This is a genomic window from Pseudooceanicola atlanticus (assembly GCF_000768315.1).
Lineage (GTDB): Bacteria > Pseudomonadota > Alphaproteobacteria > Rhodobacterales > Rhodobacteraceae > Pseudooceanicola > Pseudooceanicola atlanticus.
The window spans coordinates 12,217-31,468 of sequence record NZ_AQQX01000005.1 but is presented as its reverse complement, the minus strand read 5'-3'; the positions used below and the strand labels follow the sequence as shown (position 1 = coordinate 31,468).

Here is a 19,252-nt window from a genome sequence, read left to right as displayed (position 1 = left end):
TCTGCGAAGGAAGATCGGTCAGATACCTGCGCAGACCGACATGGTCCGGAGACTGTCTGTCCAGCTTGCACAGTTCCCGAGATTGCATGTTAACTTCCCTCAACGCCTGACTACAGACGTTTCGGTGCAAACGGTTAATTTAGTCTCAACAAGGGGTTAACGGGTCGTTAATGGCATCCGGAAGCCCAACAAAAAAGGCGCCCGAGGATGGACGCCTTTTCTTAAATTTCTGAACTGCGAGACCGCTCAGGCCGAGCGCGCCTGCATCGAGGCCGAGAAACGCTCGAACAGGTAGAAGCTGTCCTGTGGGCCGGGGCTGGCCTCAGGGTGGTATTGCACAGAGAAGACCGGGCGATCGGTCATGCGGATCCCGCAATTCGACCCGTCAAAAAGCGACACGTGGGTTTCCATCACACCGTCGGGCAGGGACTGGCTGTCGACGGCGAAGCCGTGGTTCATCGAGGTGATCTCGACCTTGCCGGTTTCCTTGTCCTTCACGGGGTGGTTCGCACCATGGTGCCCGTGGTTCATCTTGACGGTCTTTGCACCAAGTGCGAGCGCGAGGATCTGGTGGCCAAGACAGATGCCGAAGATCGGCAACTCGGTCTTCTGCATCACGTCCTGGATCATCGGCACGGCATATTCACCGGTCGCGGCCGGATCACCCGGGCCGTTGGACAGGAAAATGCCGTCGGGCGAATGGGCGAGGATTTCCTCTGCGGTCGCGGTGGCAGGCATGACGGTCACGTCGCAGCCTGCAGAGGCGAGGCAGCGCAGGATGTTCCGCTTGGCACCATAATCGATTGCCACGACCTTGTGGCGCGGTTCGGTCTGGCGGCCGAACCCGTCGGGCCAGGCCCAGCGGGTTTCGTCCCAGCGATAGCTTTGTGCGCAGGTTACCGACTTGGCGAGGTCCATGCCGACCAGACCGGCAAAGCCGCGCGCCTTGGCGACCAGCGCTTCAATGTCGAAATTTCCGTCGGGGTCATGGGCCAGCGCCGCGTGGGGCGCGCCCTGGGCCCGGATCGCGCGGGTCAGGCGGCGGGTGTCGACGCCACCAATGGCGATGCGGCCGCGTGCAGACAGCCAGTCCGACAACTGCCCGACCGCGCGCCAGTTGGACGGATCGGTCGGCGTCCAGCGCACGACCATGCCGTCGGCCACCGGGTCGGCGGTTTCGTCGTCTTCGGGCGTCACGCCGACATTGCCGACATGCGGGAAGGTGAAGGTCACGATCTGGCCGGCATAGGACGGGTCGGTCATGATTTCCTGGTAGCCGGTCATCGCCGTGTTGAAACACAGCTCTGCCACGGTGACGCCCGTAGCCCCGAAACCCTGGCCCATGAAGACCGTGCCATCGGCGAGAACGAGGCAGGCGGTCGGTTTTTTCTGGTATGCGTGCGGCATTCCGCGTCCCCCGTGAAATGGCAAATTGGCCACTACGTAAGGGGCGCGACCGGGGGGGTCAAGGGGCCAAAACACCTGATATGAGCCTGTTTCGGCGGCTCTGTCGCGTGTCCATCCTGCAATGCAGGATATTCCGTCGCGTCCCCCGAGCGACCGGGCAGGTTGTGCGGTTTGGTGTGCTGGTCTAGGGTCGGCCTTCAAAGCTTCAGAGGATGGGGACCCATGCAGCTGCGCGACCAGGTCAATTCGGCCATCAAGACCGCTATGAAAGAGCGTGACAGCGAAAGGCTGTCCACCCTTCGGCTGATCAATGCCGCCATCAAGGACCGTGATATCGCCGCCCGCGGCGAGGGCCGCGAAGACGGCGTCGGCGAGGACGAGGTGCTGGGCATTCTCGGCAAGATGGTCAAACAGCGCCAGGAAAGCGCCCGCGCCTACGAAGAGGGCGGACGGATCGACCTGGCCGAACAGGAACGCACCGAGATCGGCTATATCGAGGATTTCCTGCCCCGGCAGCTGAATGACGAGGAAATCGACAAGGCCATCGAAGGCGCTGTTGAGGAAGCCGGCGCGGAGTCGATCCGCGACATGGGCAAGGTTATGGGCGCCCTGAAGGCCAAGTATACCGGCCAGATGGATTTCGGCGCCGTCGGCCCGAAGGTGAAAGCCCGGCTGAGCTGACCCGTGCCCGCGCTCAGTGCAGGCGTTTGCGCACCTGCCGCAATGCGCCCCATGTCAGCAACACCACGATCGGCGTGATGAGTGCGGCGAGGGCGGTCTTGCCCAGGCCGACCGCATCGCCGAACGGGGCCGCGATATATAGGGCAAGCCCGGTCGCATAATAGGAAATCGCCACGACGGACAATCCTTCGACGGTGTGCTGTAGCCGCAGGGCTTCGTCGGCGCGGCGATCCATGCTTTCGAGAAGTACGCGGTTCTGGCGGGACAGGTCGACCTCGACCCGCGTGCGCAGCAATTCGGCAGCGCGTCGGGCCCGGTCGGTCAGCCTGGCCAGCCGCCGTTCCGTAGCCTCGACAGTCCGCATGGCCGGGTCGAACCGGCGGATCATGAATTCACCGAAGGTCTGACGCCCCTCGAACCGCTCTTCACGCAGGGCGTCGATGCGGCTGGTGACGATGCGTTCGTAGGCGGCGGTGGCCGACATGCGGAAGTTCGACCGCGCGGCCAGACGCTCCAGCCCGCCCGAAACCTCCAGCAGGGTCCGCAGGGCTGTTTCCGCGTCGCCTGCGCTGTCGTTCATCCGCAGCACTTCGGCCGAAAGGCGGGTTTCGGCATCGGTCAGGGACGGTACCATTTCGCGCGCGCGGACAAGTCCCAGCATGGCCATGGCACGGTATGTTTCGATCTCGCACAGGCGCTGGACGATGCGACCGATCCTGCCGGGGCCGATCAGCGGACGGGCATAGACGGAAAACCGCATGTCGCCTGCGGGATCGGGATGGAAATCCCCGGCGATGACAGCGTGGTCATCGAGCACCCGAGACGCGGCGAGGCTGTCCTGAAGGTGATCCTTGCGCAAGCGCTCCAGGATCGGTTCGTCACCTTCAGCAACCTGGATCCGGAACCGGGCTGACGCGATACGCAGGTTCTCGGCATGGGACAGGATGTCCTCGGCCAGTTCCTGGACGTCGCTTTCCTCGGCGCCCCAGACCAGGAAGGTCACGAATTCCGTATGGCTTTCCCATTTCAGCATCAGCGGCCCCAACTGGCCGGTCCAATGCGTCGCGTCCGGCGGCGGCGGGGTCTGACACGCGGTCGAGATCAGCCGATCCAGCTGCGCCTTTTCGCCGGCCCGGTCCCGATCCGACCTGAATTCCGGCCGCAAGGCGACGAACCAGGCGAAACCCGGGGCAGAGATTGCCGGGAAGGGACGGGCGTGAAGCTCATCCACCAGGGCACCGCGATGCGGGTGATCCCTGCTGGATTTCGGCGTGGCGTTGGACATCAACAGATCCTGGGCAGTTGTTCTCCGACCAGCATATCCACGATGCGCTGCCCACCAAAGGCCGTACGCATCACCACGGGCACTGTGCCGCGGGGCACTGCCTTTCCGACGATCACCGCGTCGTGTCCCGAGGGCAGGGCGCGCATTGCGGCGAGGGCGGCTTCGGCCTCCGCCTCGGGGACGAAGACGACCAGCGTGCCTTCATTGGCGAGGTAGAGCGGGTCTAGGCCCAGGATCTCGCACATGCCCTTAACCTCGGTGCGCAGGGGCAGGGCCGACTCCTCGAGAACGACTGTCACGCCGGCCTCTTCGGCCAGTTCGTTCAGGGCCGAGGCCAGCCCGCCGCGTGTCGCATCGCGCGCGGCGCGGGTGTTGGGAGCCGCGGCCAGAACCGCCTCCATCAGCGCGTTCAGGGATTGGCAGTCGCTTTCCAGCGGTGTGGACAGGGCAAGGTCGCCGCGGGCGGCCAGGATCGTGGCACCGTGGTCCCCCAGGACGCCGTTCACGATAGCGACATCGCCTTCGCGGATTTGCGGCGCTGCGATCTCGCGTCCTGACGGAATGACCCCGACGCCCGATGTGGTGATGAAGACGCCATCGCAGCCGCCCTTGCCGACCACCTTGGTATCGCCGGTGACGATGCGGACGCCAGCGCTTGCGGCCTCACGTGCCATCGAGGCAACGAGCCGTTTGAGCAGTGCGATCTCGGTGCCTTCCTCGATGACGAAAGCCGCGGACAGCCAGAGCGGCCGCGCGCCGCCGACCGCGAGGTCATTGACGGTGCCGCAGACGGCAAGCTTGCCGATATCGCCGCCCGGGAATTCCAGCGGAGTGACCACGAAACTGTCGGTGGTGAAGGCGAGACGTGCTCCCGGTTCCTGCAGGCTCTCATCCATCAGGCGGGCCTGATCCTCGGAGCCGGGCGGCAGGAAGACATCGGTAAAGACCTCTTCGATCAGGTCGCGCATGGCCCGACCGCCGCCGCCATGTGCGAGCGTCACGCGGGTATCACGCAGGCGGGACGGTTTGGGCGATTGAGCGTTCATTGTGTCAGCCTCTGATCTTGAGTGGGGCAGGGCGCCGCCCCATAGGGCGCCGTCCCAAGGCATTGATGCCGCGTCGCTACGAGCCACGGTCTGTCGCAAATTATTCAGCGGCCTCGATCAGCCGGGCGCCACCATATGTCCAATAGGCCGCGCAGGCCCCTTCGGACGATACCATCAGCGCGCCAAGCGGGGTGTCGGGAGTGCAACCGCGGCCGAATTGCGGGCATTGCGTGGGCTTCATCCGTCCGGTCATGACCGACCCGCAGGCGCATCCTTCGGGTTCCTCGACATGTGCACGGCCACCAGCGGCGGCGTAGCCGATGCCGAACTTTGTCTCGGCATCCCAGTCGAGGTATGCGTCGCGGATCCGCAGGCCGGAGGCATCAATTTCCCCCAGGCCCCGCCATTCGAAACTGGGACGCGGTTCATAGACATCGGCGATGGCCGCGATGGACACCGGGTTGCCGTGTTCCGGCACGACCCGCGCATATTGGTTCTCGATCTCCGCACGACCCTCGGCGATCTGCTGCAGGACCATCAGGACCGATTGCAGCAGGTCCAGCGGTTCGAAACCCGCCACCACCAGCGGCTTGCCGTAATCTTCGGCGATGAAGTCGTAGGGGTGGATGCCGATCACCATGGAGACATGGCCGGGCCCCACGAACCCGTCGAGCTTCATATGCGGATCATCCAGCAGCGCCTTGATCGGCGGGGGCACGGTGATGTGGTTGCAGAAGACCGAGAAGTTGGTCAGCCCCTCGCGCGCGGCCAGCTGGATCGAAAGCGCGGTTGAGGGTGTCGTCGTCTCGAACCCCAGGCCGAAGAACACCACCTCGCGGTCGGGATTGCGGCGGGCCAGTTCCAGCGCATCGAGCGGGGAATAGACCGTTCGCACGTCCGCGCCCCGCGACTTGGCCTGCAGCAGCGATCCCTTCGCGCCGGGCACGCGCATCGCATCGCCGAAGGTGGCGAAGATGACCTCGGGCCGTTCCGCGATTTCGATACATTCATCGACGCGTGCCATGGGCAGCACGCAGACGGGGCAGCCGGGACCGTGGATGAACTCGATCCCCTCATGCACCAGCTTGTCCAGGCCATAGCGGAAGATCGCATGGGTGTGACCGCCGCAGATTTCCATGATCCGGACAGGGTTTGCCGCAGTCGCGCCGATCTGGTCGGCCACGCGGGCGATGGCGGCGATCAGGGCCTTGGCGGCCTTGGGATCGCGGAATTCCTCGACATAGCGCATCACATGCCTCCCGCGAGGGCACGGTCGCCCTCGGCCATCTGTTCAAGGGTTTCCTGCGCCTCGCCCAGACCGCGCAGGGCTTCGAGCGTTTCTTCAGCTTCCTTTTCGTCGATCACGGCCATGGCAAAGCCGACATGGATCAGGACCCATTCGCCGATCAGGTCGGACAGGGGACGGTCGGCGACACAGGCGAGCGAGACCTCGCGCCGCACGCCCGACACCTCGGCCATGCCCATCTGGCGGGGTTCGTCGGTGATGGCCACGATCTGGCCGGGAATACCCAGGCACATGGGTCAGTCCTCCTCTGAAATCGATGCGTGCGGTTCGATGCCGTAGCGGTCCAGCTTGGCCCGCAGCCCGACCCGCGACAGGCCCAGTTCGACGGCGGCGCGGGACTTGTTCCATTTCAGCCGCGTCAGGGTTTCGCCCAGGATACGCATCTCCATGATTTCGACGCGTTCCTTGAGCGTGCCGTCCAGCTGGCTGAAATCCGGCGCGCTGCCACGTTCACCGTCACGCGGATCGCGCGCCTGCAGGATGTGGCGCGAGATCAGGTCTGCGCCCAGGGTCACATCCTGCGCCAGGATCAGCATGCGCACGATTTCGTTGCGCAATTCCGGCAGGTTGCCGGGCCAGTCATAAGCTTCGAGGAAGGTTGCGGCATCGGGGGCGATGCCGCGGGCGACCTTGCCGTGTTCGGTCGCGGCCTCGTGCAGGAATCGTTCGGCCAGCAGGATGATGTCGTCGACCCGAGCGCGCAGCGGCGGCATGGTCAGTTCGGTCACTTGCAGCGCGTAATACAGGTCCGTGCGGAACCGTCCGTCGCTGACGCGGGCGCGCAGGTCCCGATGCGCGCCGGCGATGATGCGGGTATTCGTGGTCAGGGTCTCGTGAGCGCCGAACGGCTGGAATGCGCCCTCGGTCACGACACGCAGCAGGGCCATCTGCATCTGCGGCGACAGCGCATCGACCCCGTTGAGGAAGATCGTCCCCCGATCCGCCTTTTGCAGCAGGCCGGCACGGGATTGCGTGGTGCCGGGCAGGGCCCCGCGCTTGGCACCGAACAGCTCTGCCGCCAGCGCCTCGTCGCCGAGGCCCGCACAATTGAGTTCATAGAAGGGTCGGTCAGCGCGCAGTGACCCATAATGGATTGCGCGGGCCAGGTCGGTCTTGCCGGTGCCGGGTTCGCCGGTGATCAGGACAGGAACGTCGAAGCTGGCGAAGTGTCGGGCCTGCGCAATCGTCGCGTTGAGCGGCGAATTCGGCCCCCGCAGCACCTTGTCGAAGCCCAGCCCGGCCTGAAGAACGCGGCGCCGCTCCTCGGTCCGGGCAGAGGCGGCGGTGCCAAGATAGCGCATCTCCAGCGTCATGCGTTCGTGATCGCGGGCAAGCTCGAAAAGCCGGGCGGCATTCCGGACGGCCATGAGCAGCTGATCGGGATGCCAGGGCTTGGTGATGAACTGGTAGATCCCGGCCTCGTTGATGGCCTGGATCATGTCGCTCGTTTCCGTGTAGCCGGTGACGATGATGCGCACGGTATCAGGCCAACGGTCGCGGATCTCGGTCAGAAGTTCGATCCCTGTCTTGCCAGGCATGCGCTGGTCAGAGATCACGACCTGCACCCAATTCTGCTCCATCAGGTTCCAGGCCTCGGCGGCGTTCTGCGCCTCGAGAACCTGGAAATCATCCTCGAGCGCCATGCGCATCGCCGCCACGGAATGCGGCTCGTCATCGACGACAAGGATTGTGGGCAGTGTTTCGGCCATTATTCCGCGGCCTTGCGCTGGCGCTTGGCCTGGGCTTCCGCCTGTAGCCAGCCGATCCACGCATCGAGCCCTTCGCCCGTCCGGGCGGAGACGCGCAGGATCTCGATCGCGGGGTTCACGCGTTTCAGGTTCGCCTCGTAAAGGTCCAAATCGACATCGCAATGCGGCGCCAGATCCACCTTGTTGAGGATCGCGAGCCGGGCGGCAGTGAACATGTCGGGATATTTCAGGGGTTTGTCCTCGCCTTCGGTCACCGAAAGGATCGCGACCTTGGCGTCTTCGCCCAGGTCGAAGGCGGCGGGACAGACCAGGTTGCCCACATTTTCGATGAAGAGCGTGGTATCCGGCGCGGGCGACAGGTGGTCCAGCGCATGACCGACCATGTGCCCGTCCAGATGACAGCCTTTGCCGGTGTTGACCTGAACCGCCGGCGCACCGGTTTCCCGGATGCGGTCTGCGTCGTTGGTGGTCTGCTGGTCGCCTTCGATCACGCCGACGGGGCCGGACATGGCGCGGATCGTGGCGCAAAGCAGCGTGGTCTTGCCAGAGCCGGGCGAAGAGACAAGGTTGACCGCGTAGATACCGCTTTCAGCAAGACGAGACCGGTTGATCGCCGCGTGGCGGTCGTTCTGGGACAGGATGCCCGTTTCGATCTCAATCAGGCGCTCCTGGGACATGCCGGGCACCTCGGTGCCGGCGGGGCCGTGGCCGAAATGTATGTCGTGGTGATGACCATGGGGGTGATGTTCATGGTGATGGTGATCGTGGGAATGGTCGTCCCCATGCGTTGCCCCGGCCAGTTTCGCATCTCCGCACCCGCAAACCGTACACATCAGACGACCTCCATATCCTTGATCTGCATTTCATCGCCGCCCTGGGGCAGCAGCTTGCCACCGCCGCAATCGGGGCAGGGGGACAGGCGTTCCTCGATCTCGACCTCTTTCATGCAATCGTAGCACAGAGCCTTTCCGGGCAGGTCGATCATGTCCAATGTCGCGCCCTCGGCCTTGGAGCCGCGCATCACGACCTCCCAGGCAAAGCTGAGGGCATGTTTTTCGACCCCCGCGAACTTGCCGATCTCAAGCCGCACCCGCGTGACCCGGGCCACGTCGGGGCGGTCGGCGGCCTGGTCGACGACGCGGCGGATCCCTTCACATAGCGACATCTCATGCATTTGCGGTTTCCAGTCGGACCGGAGAACAGGGATCGAGAATATTCAGAAGCAGTGTCCACAGCCCCGACTTTTCTGCGGGCAGAGTGGCAAGGCTGCGGTCCAGCACGCCACCCGGCGCGATCAGGCTGTCGGTGGGGGTGACGCGGGCAAAGTGGGTCACGATCTCTCCGTCCGTGTCGATGCGCATGGCATAGGCACCGCGTGTCGCCGGGACAAGAGCCTGGCCCGGGCCGGTGAGTGCGATCGCGGGCAGGGTGTCGTCCAATGCCATGGCGATATCGTAGAGCCGCGCCGTCGCACGCCACAAGGGGCCTCGGCCGCGCATGGTTTCGATATGACGCATGACCGGATGATCCAGATGGCGTGTGGCGGTCGAGTTCTCAACCGGTGCGCCGCTTAGAATGCTGATTGCATCGACCGGCGGCAATCCATTGGCGCAGGCCTCTCCGGCCGCGAAACAGGCGTCGATCCGCGCCAGTACCGGCGCAGCCCCGGTGCCGGAGGCAAGGAAAGCCTCGAATTCTTCGGACGTGGCCGGAGGCCGGCGCAAAGCGCCGAACGCTGCCTCCGCCACGTCCTTTTCCCCGGCCAGTGAAGTGGGAAGCGCAGAAGAGCCGGGGGTGTCGGGTGAAATGCCGGCTCCCGCCGCAGGCCGGATCAGCGGCACGGAGCGGGGGGCCAGGCCCAGAAGGTTGGGCCAGGTGACGCAAAGCTTGAGCATGTGGTCGCGCAGGATTTCCTGCGCAATGCCCTGTGGATCGGCGGGACGCCCCAGGCATGTGGCCACCGCTGCGCCCTGGGCCGCGCGGCACAGCGAAAACAGCCGCGGGATAAGTACCGCCACCTCATGCGTCCGTTTGCCCACGACCAGCCGGTCCACCGGGAGGGCGGGGCTGGGCTTGGCCCGGAGCGTCGGAAAAGAGGCGGCGGCGTAGGTCATTCGGCGGGTTCGCTGGTTTCTTTGGTTGCGGTGCTGTCTCCGTCGGACGCGGTGTCGGAGGCCAGACCGGCGGTCAGCACTGCGCGGCGGGTTGGCTTGTCGGTCAGGATCGGAACGGGCGGTTCTTCTGCTTGTTGTTCCGCAGCTTCGGCGGCGGCCAGGTCTTGCTCGCGGGTGGCGCGGATATCGGCGGAGCGATCCGTTTCTGCGCGGTTCGCCTCATCGAACAGCGCGGCCATGACAGCGCGGGCCACGTCAGTGGCATCCTTCTGCCGGGTGAATTCATGCATCGGCGAGAACAGCGAACACGCCTTGTAACCGCCGATCTGCGGCCGGGTGTTGTAGAGGAATTCGTACTCGCCCGAAGGGAATCCGATCACCTCTTTCGCACCGGTTTCAAGTTCCCAGGTCTCACCATCGGGCAGCAGGATCAGGTTCATGAACCATGGGCTGACCAACACGCCGAGGATCTGGCCCTGCCACATGCGAAAGCCGACGGCCTCGACCTGCAATGCCTTGTTGACCAGCGGCACGTCCCGCATCTTGGAGTGATAGACCTCGGAGAAATCGTCGACCAGCCGGGCGGTAATATCCTTGATCCGATTGGCCTCGATCATTTCCTGCGCGCCCGGATCCTCCAGCACCATGAACTGTTCCGCCGGGGCGGAGCAGGTGGGGCATGTCCAGTCCTCCGGCAGGGCCGAGAATGGCGTGCCGGGGTCGATCTGGCGCATGTCGTCGCCTTCGGCGGGGTCGTAGGGGGTCCAGCAGACCTTGCATTCCATGATCGCCTGCGGACTGATCTTGTCGGTCGCGCCCAGGTAGGAACCTTCGAAAGTGCTCATCGGATCGCCTCCACGACTTCGCGCAGGCGGGCGCCGCTGTCGGTCAGATCCTCGTGGGCGGCCAGGGCCACCTCGGGCATCGTCGTGACCTCGTAGGTGTCCAGGATCAGCTGATCGGTGGAGTTGTAGAACTGTACGTGCCAGGTGCGCGGCAGGGCGGTGGCGCGGATCCGGCAATTGCCATACCCGCGCGAGAGGATGTCGACGGAGCCTTCGCCCAGACGATCCTCGAGCCAGGCCAGGTCTTCTTCCGTATGCGGCAGCAACGACAGGTTGATGACGTGAAGGTCGATATCCGGGTTGGCCGAATGGTCCTGCAACTCGCTTAGCAGGGCGGGGGCGTTAACCACGCCGGGGCCGGGTCGATCAGCGGTGGCCGGGCGGAAGGGCTCGAACGCGCGGGCAATGGCGTCTGCTGGCACCTGGCCCACCTCGACCACGTCGAGACCGGAGGCGGACAGGCTCCAGACCCCGGCGAAGACCGATTCCTGCACGCGCACGGCGGGAATGCCGCGGATCTTCATCGCCACTTCGCCTTCCTGCAGGGTGTCGGCGACGATCTTGCGGGCTTCGCCCCCCAATTGGGACAGGTCGAACCGCTCGGGCGTGCCGCCGGCCGCGACACGGTCACAGGCATCAGCAAGCGCCAGCAGGAAATCCAGCGCGGGCGCCGGGGCCGCGTCGATATCGGGCAGACGCGCGGAATAGGTGCGCATGTCCTGCGGCATGGACATGTACTCGAGCTCTTCCCCGCCTTCTTCGGTCTGGGAACCGGGGCCATATCCCGTCGGCGGCATGTGGAAATTCTGCATCTGCTGTCTCCGTTACTCGGCCGGGGCCGTTTCGGGGGTGGCAAGGAAACGCGGAATACGCGCCATGTAATCGTCCCAGTCGCGGACGCGGGCGACGCCGCCCAGGCATTCCCCGTTACGGAAAAAGATCAGCGAGGGGGTCTTGAGCACACGGGTTTCCTCGCGCAGCTCCGCTTCTATCGCGTCGCCGATGACGGCGCAGTCGAAGGCACCCTGGAAGGCCATGCGCAGTTCCGGCAGCACGACGGCCACATCCGGGGTTTCCAGGTTGCGCGCAGGATCGCCGGGGACAAAGGCGACATGGACGCCGTCGGTGCGGGTCCATTCGTCCAGACTTGCCCGGTCGTCGAAACGGGGCCAGCCGAATTCGGTCGTCAGCCTGTCCACGAGGGGGTGGGTCATGCGTGTCTCCTTAGGCGTTGGCTTTGCCAGCCGCGTGGGCGGCAGCTAGGTGGGGAGGGAGTTGCGGCCCGCGGGCCTCGATATCGGCGAAGGCGTCACCGCCATCGCCGCCGTTCATGATGTCGCGCAGGCTGTCCAGGGCCTCTGCAATCAGGGCCGCGTCTTCGGCGGTCACGACTTCGCGGGCCGCGCTAAGGAAGGTCAGGACCCATGTGCCCGGCTCCACGGGACCGGTCAGCGACAGGTCGATCAGCTCGTCGCGGGTGCCGTCCGTGGCGATCGCGGCGATGCCGTCGACCGACAAAATCTTCATGGGGATGCCGACGCACATAGCCTTATTCCGCGGCCGGGAAGAAGCGGGCATCACCGGTGCGGCAGGCCTCGTCTTCGGTCGGGCGTCCGCCCTCGTAATTCTCACGCCGCAGGGAAGCATCGGCGAGGTCGTCGGTTCGGGTCTGCCCTTCGGTCGCGTGGATGCCGCGTGCAGCCAGCCAGTCGCGGGCAATGGTGATGGCCGCCGGAATGCAGGCCGCGGTTTCATCGCGCAGGCCCCCACCGTAATCTTCAAGCTCGACCGGCTGAACGCCAATCAGCATGATCTGGTCCGGGCAATATCCCATCAGTTGGGCCGTCGCGATGACGTCCTGGAAGCCGGTCTGGTGCAGCGACATCTTCTTGGCGCCCATGAAGGCGGGGACTTCGTCGCCCTCGACCACTTTCATGGTGCCCGGGACCAGCCCGTAATCCACCGCGTCGAAGACCACCATCATGTCGGCTGCCTCGAGGAAGGGCAGGAGGTAGAGCCCCTGCGTACCCCCGTCGAGAAGCTTGACCTCGGGGCCGAATGCCATGCTGCGCGCCATCTCTTCGACGCAGCGGACGCCGAAACCTTCATCTGCCCAGAGCACGTTTCCGATGCCGAGTACGAGTGCGGTCTTGCCCACGGGGATCCTCCTTCTTGCCTGGCCGGGCTCCTCATCCCGGCGGGGTGAGTGCCAAATTAGCGGTTGTGGCATGCGATTGGATGCTGGCGTTCCAGGTGGGCGAAAATTTATGTAAGGATCTGAAATCTATGAGTTAAAAAGGAAAAATGTATTCGCGGCGCGTCTTTTCTGTGGAAGGTTATAACGCAAAATGAGATAATTTTGGATACTTTCTTTCCACGCATCCCGAATCTCGACTGCCGGGTGTTCGCGGGAATGGGCGTCAGCTTTGCACTTGCGGCGAAACGCGCGGTGATCTGCCAGGCGCAAACGAAAAGGGGCGACCCGATGGGCCGCCCCTTCTTTACTAAGCAACAATGCCTTCACTCCGGCGCGTCATCCTTGAACGTGCGGTGGCCGGAAATCATGGTCGACACCATCGACTGGCGGGACATGATGTCTTCGCGGACAGCAGCGTAGATGTGGATCATCACGAAGATGGCGATGAACCACATGCCCAGATGATGCAGCGTATGCAGGACCTGCGAGTTGCCGATCCAGTCACGCAGCGGCCCGAAGATCGCGTCGATCACCGTCCCCTGGCCCACGCCTTCGGCATAGAGCGCGAAGCCGGTCACGATCATGAAGGTCATCCCCACGGTCATGAAGAAGAACATGGCGATCTGCGCCAGCGGATTGTGCCCAACGTATTTCTTCGGCTTCGATTCCAGGAAGGCGTACCACTTCATCTCGTGCCAGATCTCGCGCCACCATTTCTTCTTGTGCAGCGGCAGATAGAACATCTGGCGGGCGTGGCTGTTGCCGACGAAGGCCCAGTAGATGCGGCCGAAGAAGCCCACGGTCATGATCATGCCGGCGGCGAAATGCGCGAACCGGATATAGCCGAAGACGAACTGGTGGGTGGCCTCGGCAATCTGCATCGAGGGCGGGGGCGAGCCGATGAACCAGCCCGTCGCCATCAGCGTCAGGATGGCCGCCGCGTTGATCCAATGCCAGAGCCGCACGGGCGCCTCGTAGACATAGACCGAGGTGCGGCGGGTGACCGTGGCGCGGTCGGCTTCGGTCGCGTCACCGGTCAGCGGGGAGGAGCTGTAGACATCCACCCGCTGACCCGCATTCGGGGTGGCGAGTTCCTCGTTCATCCCCGCGCCCTCCGGCTGCGCAGGGCAACGTAGAGGGCCGCGGCGATCACGAGGGCCCCGAAGGCAGGACCCGCATGGGCTGCGGTATGGTCGGCCGCCGGGGCGTGCAGACCATGGGCCGATGCCATTCCCGGCATGATGGTGGCAAGCAGTGCAAGACGTTTCATCATTCGTTCCTCCCTCAACGAACTTTGACTTCGGTCAGCTCTTCCCCCTCGGGCGACATGACGTGGGTCGAGCAGGCGAGGCACGGGTCGAAGCTGTGCAGGGTGCGCAGGATCTCCACCGGTTCCTCGGGCCGTTCCATCGGGGTGTTCATCAGCGAGGCCTCGAACGCCCCGATATTGCCGGCCGTGTCGCGCGGCGACCCGTTCCAGGTGGTCGGAACGACGCATTGGTAGTTCTCGATCCGGCCATCCTTGATCTTGATCCAGTGGCCAAGCGCGCCGCGCGGGGCTTCGGTCATGCCCACGCCCTTGGCTTCCTTCGGCCAGGTCGAGGGATCCCACTTCTCCACGTTGGCGGTGGTTTCGTCGCCGTTCTTGATGTTCTGAACCAGCTTGTCGAAGAAATGCTTTTGCAGGCGTCCGCAATATTCGGATTCCAGCGCCCGTGCTGCAGTACGGCCAAGCGTCGAGAAGATCGCTTCGAGCGGCAGGTCCATGTCGCGCAGAAGTCCGTCGACCTGGTCCTTGATATCCTCGTGGCCCTGGGCGTAGCCCACGACGTAGCGGGCCAGCGGACCGACTTCCATCGCGTTGCCGCGCCAGCGCGGGGCCTTGATCCACGAATACTTGGCGGCTTCGTCCAGTTCCTTGATGTCGGTCTTTGTGCCCTTGGCGTTCGGACCCAGCTCGTACTGCGCCTCGGTGACGCCGTCCCAGGGGTGCAGCCCCTTGCCGGCCTCGCCGTAGGTGTACCATGAATGGTCGACGAATTCCTGAACCTGCTCGGGATCGCGTGGATCGACGTCATGCACGGTCGAGAGGTCGCCGTTGATGATCGCGCCACGGGGCAGGTGCAGCTGCTCGGGGGAGAAATCGTTGGGGTTCTCGGGAATGTCGCCATAGGCGAGGCATGCCTTGGACGACAGGCCGCCACCATAAAGCCAGTTCTTGTAGAACCCGCCGATCGCCTTCACGTCGGGCAGATAGACGTTGCGGTTGAACTCGATGCACTTCTCGATGATCGAGGACACGAGGTTCAGCCGCTCCATGTTGATCGCGCCGACCGCGCCCGTGGAATGGACGTTGATCGGGCAGGGGACGCCGCCGACCAGCCAGTTCGGATGCGGGTTCTTGCCGCCGAAGATCGTGTGGACCTTCACGATCTCCTTCTGCAGGTCCAGCGCCTCGAGGTAGTGGGTCGTGGCCATCAGGTCCGCCTCGGGCGGAAGCAGGTAGGCGGGGTTGTCCCAGTAGCCGTTCTTGAAAAGGCCAAGCTGACCGGATTCCACGAATTTCTTCAGCCGGTTCTGCACGTCGCGGAAATAGCCGGGCGAGGACAGCGGGTGGTTCGGGCCAACGGTCTGCTGAAGCTCCGACGTCGCCTTGGGATCGGCGCGCAGGGCGTTGATCGGGTTGACCCAATCCAGCGCATGCAGGTGATAGAAATGCACGACGTGATCGTGGATTTCCAGGTTCAGCTGCATGATGTTGCGGATGGAGTTCGCGTTGTCCGGAATGGTGATGCCAAGGGCATCTTCCACGGCACGGACCGAGGTCAGAGCATGGGTGCCGGTGCAGACGCCACAGATGCGTTCGGTAAACGCCCAGGCGTCGCGCGGGTCGCGGCCCTTCAGGATCACTTCCAGACCACGCCACATGGTGCCGGTCGACACGGCGTTGCGGATGACGCCTTCGTCATCGACGTTCACCTCGCAGCGCATGTGGCCTTCGATCCGGGTCACCGGGTCGACGACGATACGTTTGCCGGAATTATCCAGCGAGAAACCGTTAGGGGTTTGCACGACCATGGATTACGCCTCCTCTTTCGAAACGCTGGTCTGCGTTTTCTTCTGTGCGGATTTCAGCGCCGAGACGGCGGCATGGAGCGCGATGCCCCCGCCGACCACGCCTGCGGCGGCCAGGCCGACCTGGTCGGCATTCTTCTCGACCCCGAATTGGGTCAGATCGGTAACGCGGTTGTAGAAGGACCCCTGATCCCAGAACCCGTCCTCGGAACAGCCGATACAGCCATGACCCGACTGGATCGGGAAGGACGTGCCTTCGTTCCAGCGCACCGTCGAACAGGCGTTGTAGGTCGTCGGACCCTTGCAGCCCATCTTGTAAAGGCAATAGCCCTTGCGCGCGTTTTCGTCGTCCCAGGCCTCGACGAACTGGCCGGCGTCGAAATGCGGGCGGCGGTAGCACTTGTCGTGGATACGCTGCCCGTAGAACATCGCCGGGCGCCCCTGGCGGTCCAGTTCCGGCAGGCGGTCGAAGGTCAGCATGTAGGTGATGACGCCGGTCATGACCTCGGCAATGGGCGGGCAGCCGGGTACCTTGATGATCGGCTTGTCGGTGATGACCTTGTGCACGGGCGTCGCGCGGGTCGGGTTGGGCTTGGCGGCCTGAACGCAACCGTAGGAGGCGCAGGCGCCCCAGCTGATGATCGCCTTGGCGTCCTTTGCGGCATGGCGCAGTTGCTCGACGAAGGGTTTGCCGCCGACGATACAGAACATGCCGTCCTCGTTCAGCGGCGGGTTGCCCTCGACCGCGAGGATGTAGTTGCCCTTGTACTTCTTGATCGTGTCTTCCAGCGCTGCTTCGGCCTGATGACCGGCCGCTGCCATCAGCGTGTCGTCGTAATCGAGAGAGATCATCGACAGCACGACATCCTTGGCCAGCGGGTGGGCCGAGCGGATGAAGGATTCAGAACAACAGGTGCATTCCAGCCCGTGCACCCAGATGACGGGCGTGCGCGGCTTGGTTTCCATCGCGTGGGCGATCTTGGGCACGAATGACGGGCCCAGGCCAAGCGCGGCGGCGGTCAGCGAACAATATTTCATGAAGCTTCGGCGGGTGATCCCCTGCCGACGCATCACGTCGTAGAAGGTCTCGATCTGGCTCAAGGCTGTCTCCTCCATTCCCTTCTGTCGGATCATGTGGGGCTCCGACTCTTTATGGTCTTGGCAATCTCGCGCGTATGCGGAGGTATGCGCAGGGAAATCGGAGCGCCTCAGGAAGAAGGTAAAATCCGTTTGGTATTCAACGGGATACTGCGGGTGCGAAGGCGTGTTTCTGCGGTCGCGACTGGAAGCGGCATGGCCGCCCGACCAAAGCGCCGGTCAGTCGGTTTCCAGCTGGGCCAGCGCCACCAGGGCCTGCCCGAAGGCCAGCCCGCCATCGTTGGCCGGGGTCACGTGATGTGTCAGCACGTCGTAACCATCAAGCGCCCGACAGGTCAGGTCCAGCAGCAGGGCGTTCTGAAAACAGCCGCCCGACAAGGCAATCGTGCGCGTGTCGTTCTCGGCGGCCAAGCGCATCGCTGCGGCGGCAAAATGCGTGGCGACGAAGTGGTGAAAGCGCATGGCGATGACGTCGTGCGACACCTTCGCTTCGAGATCTTGGGCGAGGCCGCGGAACATCGCGGACGGGTCCAGTTGATGCCCGCTGCTGTCGCCGGGATATGGTTGTACCGACCCGGTGGCCCTTGTCGCCATCGCCTCCAACCGCATGGCAGCCTCGCCTTCGAAGCTTTGCCCCAAGGCACAGAGCCCCAGACATGCCGCGACCGCATCGAACAGCCGCCCGACCGACGACGACAGCGGCGCATTGACTCCGGCCCGGACCGCGCTGCGCGCCGCCTCCAGCGGGGCGTCGGCAAACAGGCGGTCGGCAAGATCGGACAGCCCGGCCTCGTCCAGACGGACCAGCGCGTTGCGCCAGGGCTCTGCCTGGGCCCGATCGCCGCCCATCAGGGGGGCGGGCGCCAAGCTGAAACCGCGATGGACGTCGCGGTAGCCGCCGACGAGCACCTCGCCGCCCCAGACCGATCCGTCCGGTCCAAGGCCCAGCCCGTCCAGTACAATGCCGATGGCCGTTTCCCCATGCCAGCTAGTCTCGCCCAGGCAGGCCGCCATATGGGCGTGGTGGTGCTGAACCTCGAGGACGCGCAATCCTTCGGCCGTTGCCCGGTCGTGGCCATGGCGCGTGGCGCGGAAATCCGGGTGTAGATCGACGGCAATCGCCTCGGGCCGATGATCAAAGAGAGCCGAATAATCGGCCTCGGATTGCAGGAACGCTTCCCAGGTCAGGGCCTCGTCCAGTTCGCCCAAGTGATGGCCGAGAAGTGCCTCGCCGTTCTTGACCAGGCAGATCGCGGATTTCATCTGGCCACCGAAGGCGATGACCTGGCGGCGGGGCAGGCCGTGGGGCAGCGGTAGTGTTCCCGGCACACGCCCGCGTGCCCGCCGCAGTGTCATCAATCCTTGGGGTGTGACGCGTTCTATTGAATCGTCCAGCCGCCGGGCAATGTCCCGGTCATGCATCAGGAAGCCATCGGCAAAGCCTGAAAGCTTTTCACGGGCCTCGTCATTGCCGATGACCTGCGGCTCCCCGGACAGGTTGCCGGAGGTCATGACCATCGGGCGGCCGACAAGGTCGCAAAGCAGGTGGTGCAACGGCGTATAGGGCAGCATCCAGCCCAGTGTGGCCTGACCGGGCGCGATGGCCTCGGGCAGCTTTTCACCCGTCGCTTCCAACAGCACGACCGGCGCGGCAGCATTGCGCAGCAGGTCGGCAGCGGCATCGTCGACACGGGCATGGCGCCGGACGATGTCCAATGGTGCCATCAGGGCGAAGGGTTTCGCCGGGCGGCGCTTTCGCTCCCGCAACAGTTGCACAGCCGTGGCGTTTGTCGCATCGCAGGCCAGATGAAACCCGCCCAGCCCCTTGACCGCAACGATGCCGCCCGTCAGCAGCCTGTCTGCGGCAGCAGAGATGACATCACCGCCCTGTCGTTCTCCGTCGGTTTCAAACCAAAGGGAGGGTCCGCAAGCGGGGCAGGCCACGGGTTGCGCATGAAATCGGCGGTCGCCCGGATCTTCATATTCGCCGCGACATGCAGGACAGAGCTTGAAGCCCGCCATCGTTGTCTGGGCCCGATCATAGGGCAGGCCGGTCAGGATCGTGAAGCGCGGGCCGCAATTGGTGCAGTTGGTGAACGCATAGCCACGTCGGCGGCCAGGCCCGCGAATCTCTTCCGCGCAATCGGGGCAGGTCGCGGCATCGGGCGTCACACGGGTTTCGGCCCCGGGACCGCCAGAGCTCAGGATGACGAAATCTTCGGTGTCAGTCAGGTCCGCCGGTTCGACCTCGACCGCAGAGACGACGGCGAGGGCCGGCGCCTGGTCTTTCAGGGCGCGGACAAAGGCGTCGAGATCATTGCCCGTGGCCTCGATCAACACGCCTTCCGCGTCATTCAGGACAGTCCCGCGGATTCCATGCGATTTGGCCAGCTGCCACACGAAAGGACGATAGCCGACCCCCTGTACCTGGCCGCGCACCCGGATGCGCCGGCCGGTTCTGCCCTGAGGCGATGTCCCGGTGGGCATCT

20 protein-coding genes are annotated in these 19,252 nt (G+C 64.4%); 1 reads left to right on the top strand and 19 read right to left on the bottom strand.

Annotation, left to right across the window (positions count from 1 at the left end; genetic code table 11):
- Nucleotides 1-246 precede the first annotated feature (246 nt).
- Nucleotides 247-1,407 (bottom strand): glutamine-hydrolyzing carbamoyl-phosphate synthase small subunit, encoded by a 1,161-nt coding sequence (gene carA, locus ATO9_RS13580; RefSeq protein WP_043750000.1) that lies wholly within the window; start codon nt 1,405-1,407, stop codon nt 247-249.
- Between the two features lie 222 nt (nt 1,408-1,629).
- Here carA and ATO9_RS13575 point away from each other — a divergent pair, with 222 nt between their 5' ends.
- On the top strand, nt 1,630-2,088 hold the full coding sequence (locus ATO9_RS13575; RefSeq protein WP_043749997.1) for a GatB/YqeY domain-containing protein: 459 nt from the start codon (nt 1,630-1,632) through the stop codon (nt 2,086-2,088).
- A 13-nt stretch (nt 2,089-2,101) separates the two neighbouring features.
- Here the strand turns inward: ATO9_RS13575 and ATO9_RS13570 are convergent, their stop codons facing one another.
- The 18 genes from ATO9_RS13570 to hypF all read right to left on the bottom strand — a co-directional run bounded on the left by ATO9_RS13570 (nt 2,102) and on the right by hypF (nt 19,250).
- The gene (locus ATO9_RS13570; RefSeq protein ID WP_043749994.1) at nt 2,102-3,373 is read right to left on the bottom strand and encodes a DUF3422 family protein; all 1,272 of its coding nucleotides are present in this window, start codon (nt 3,371-3,373) and stop codon (nt 2,102-2,104) included.
- Complete coding sequence (hypE, locus tag ATO9_RS13565; RefSeq protein WP_043749990.1) at nt 3,373-4,419, bottom strand: hydrogenase expression/formation protein HypE; 1,047 nt, start codon at nt 4,417-4,419, stop codon at nt 3,373-3,375. The genes ATO9_RS13570 and hypE overlap by 1 nt, the downstream gene beginning before the upstream one ends.
- A 100-nt stretch (nt 4,420-4,519) precedes the next feature.
- On the bottom strand, nt 4,520-5,668 hold the full coding sequence (gene hypD, locus ATO9_RS13560; protein WP_043749988.1) for a hydrogenase formation protein HypD: 1,149 nt from the start codon (nt 5,666-5,668) through the stop codon (nt 4,520-4,522).
- Entirely contained in the window at nt 5,668-5,958 is a 291-nt protein-coding gene (locus ATO9_RS13555; RefSeq protein WP_043749986.1) for a HypC/HybG/HupF family hydrogenase formation chaperone, read from the bottom strand. Before ATO9_RS13555 ends, hypD begins: the two co-directional genes overlap by 1 nt.
- Nucleotides 5,959-5,961: 3 nt before the next feature.
- Entirely contained in the window at nt 5,962-7,434 is a 1,473-nt protein-coding gene (locus ATO9_RS13550) for a sigma-54-dependent transcriptional regulator (protein WP_043749974.1), read from the bottom strand.
- A complete protein-coding gene (hypB, locus tag ATO9_RS13545; protein WP_043749971.1) occupies nt 7,434-8,267 on the bottom strand; it encodes a hydrogenase nickel incorporation protein HypB in 834 nt (277 codons plus the stop codon). Before hypB ends, ATO9_RS13550 begins: the two co-directional genes overlap by 1 nt.
- Entirely contained in the window at nt 8,267-8,608 is a 342-nt protein-coding gene (gene hypA, locus ATO9_RS13540; protein WP_043749968.1) for a hydrogenase maturation nickel metallochaperone HypA, read from the bottom strand. Before hypA ends, hypB begins: the two co-directional genes overlap by 1 nt.
- Nucleotides 8,601-9,548, bottom strand: coding sequence for a hypothetical protein (locus ATO9_RS13535; protein ID WP_043749965.1), 948 nt, complete (start codon nt 9,546-9,548; stop codon nt 8,601-8,603). The genes hypA and ATO9_RS13535 overlap by 8 nt, the downstream gene beginning before the upstream one ends.
- On the bottom strand, nt 9,545-10,393 hold the full coding sequence (gene hybE / locus ATO9_RS13530; protein ID WP_052418322.1) for a [NiFe]-hydrogenase assembly chaperone HybE: 849 nt from the start codon (nt 10,391-10,393) through the stop codon (nt 9,545-9,547). The genes ATO9_RS13535 and hybE overlap by 4 nt, the downstream gene beginning before the upstream one ends.
- A complete protein-coding gene (locus ATO9_RS13525) occupies nt 10,390-11,205 on the bottom strand; it encodes a hydrogenase expression/formation protein (RefSeq protein ID WP_043749963.1) in 816 nt (271 codons plus the stop codon). The genes hybE and ATO9_RS13525 overlap by 4 nt, the downstream gene beginning before the upstream one ends.
- A 12-nt stretch (nt 11,206-11,217) precedes the next feature.
- Nucleotides 11,218-11,607 (bottom strand): thioredoxin domain-containing protein, encoded by a 390-nt coding sequence (locus ATO9_RS13520; RefSeq protein WP_043749961.1) that lies wholly within the window; start codon nt 11,605-11,607, stop codon nt 11,218-11,220.
- A gap of 10 nt (nt 11,608-11,617) precedes the next feature.
- Complete coding sequence (gene hypC / locus ATO9_RS13515) at nt 11,618-11,938, bottom strand: HypC/HybG/HupF family hydrogenase formation chaperone (RefSeq protein WP_043749956.1); 321 nt, start codon at nt 11,936-11,938, stop codon at nt 11,618-11,620.
- Nucleotides 11,939-11,942: 4 nt separating this feature from the next.
- Nucleotides 11,943-12,551, bottom strand: coding sequence for a HyaD/HybD family hydrogenase maturation endopeptidase (locus ATO9_RS13510; RefSeq protein WP_043749954.1), 609 nt, complete (start codon nt 12,549-12,551; stop codon nt 11,943-11,945).
- Between the two features lie 362 nt (nt 12,552-12,913).
- Nucleotides 12,914-13,693, bottom strand: coding sequence for a Ni/Fe-hydrogenase, b-type cytochrome subunit (gene cybH / locus ATO9_RS13505; protein ID WP_043749952.1), 780 nt, complete (start codon nt 13,691-13,693; stop codon nt 12,914-12,916).
- Nucleotides 13,690-13,863, bottom strand: coding sequence for a hypothetical protein (locus ATO9_RS24310; protein ID WP_156127868.1), 174 nt, complete (start codon nt 13,861-13,863; stop codon nt 13,690-13,692). Before ATO9_RS24310 ends, cybH begins: the two co-directional genes overlap by 4 nt.
- A gap of 11 nt (nt 13,864-13,874) precedes the next feature.
- Nucleotides 13,875-15,668 carry a nickel-dependent hydrogenase large subunit gene (locus tag ATO9_RS13500; RefSeq protein WP_043749949.1) on the bottom strand — a complete coding sequence of 598 codons (1,794 nt, stop codon included), beginning with the start codon at nt 15,666-15,668 and terminating at the stop codon, nt 13,875-13,877.
- A 3-nt stretch (nt 15,669-15,671) separates the two neighbouring features.
- On the bottom strand, nt 15,672-16,766 hold the full coding sequence (locus tag ATO9_RS13495; RefSeq protein WP_043750490.1) for a hydrogenase small subunit: 1,095 nt from the start codon (nt 16,764-16,766) through the stop codon (nt 15,672-15,674).
- 216 nt (nt 16,767-16,982) lie between these two features.
- A complete protein-coding gene (hypF, locus tag ATO9_RS13490; protein WP_043749945.1) occupies nt 16,983-19,250 on the bottom strand; it encodes a carbamoyltransferase HypF in 2,268 nt (755 codons plus the stop codon).
- Between the last annotated feature and the right edge of the window lie 2 nt (nt 19,251-19,252).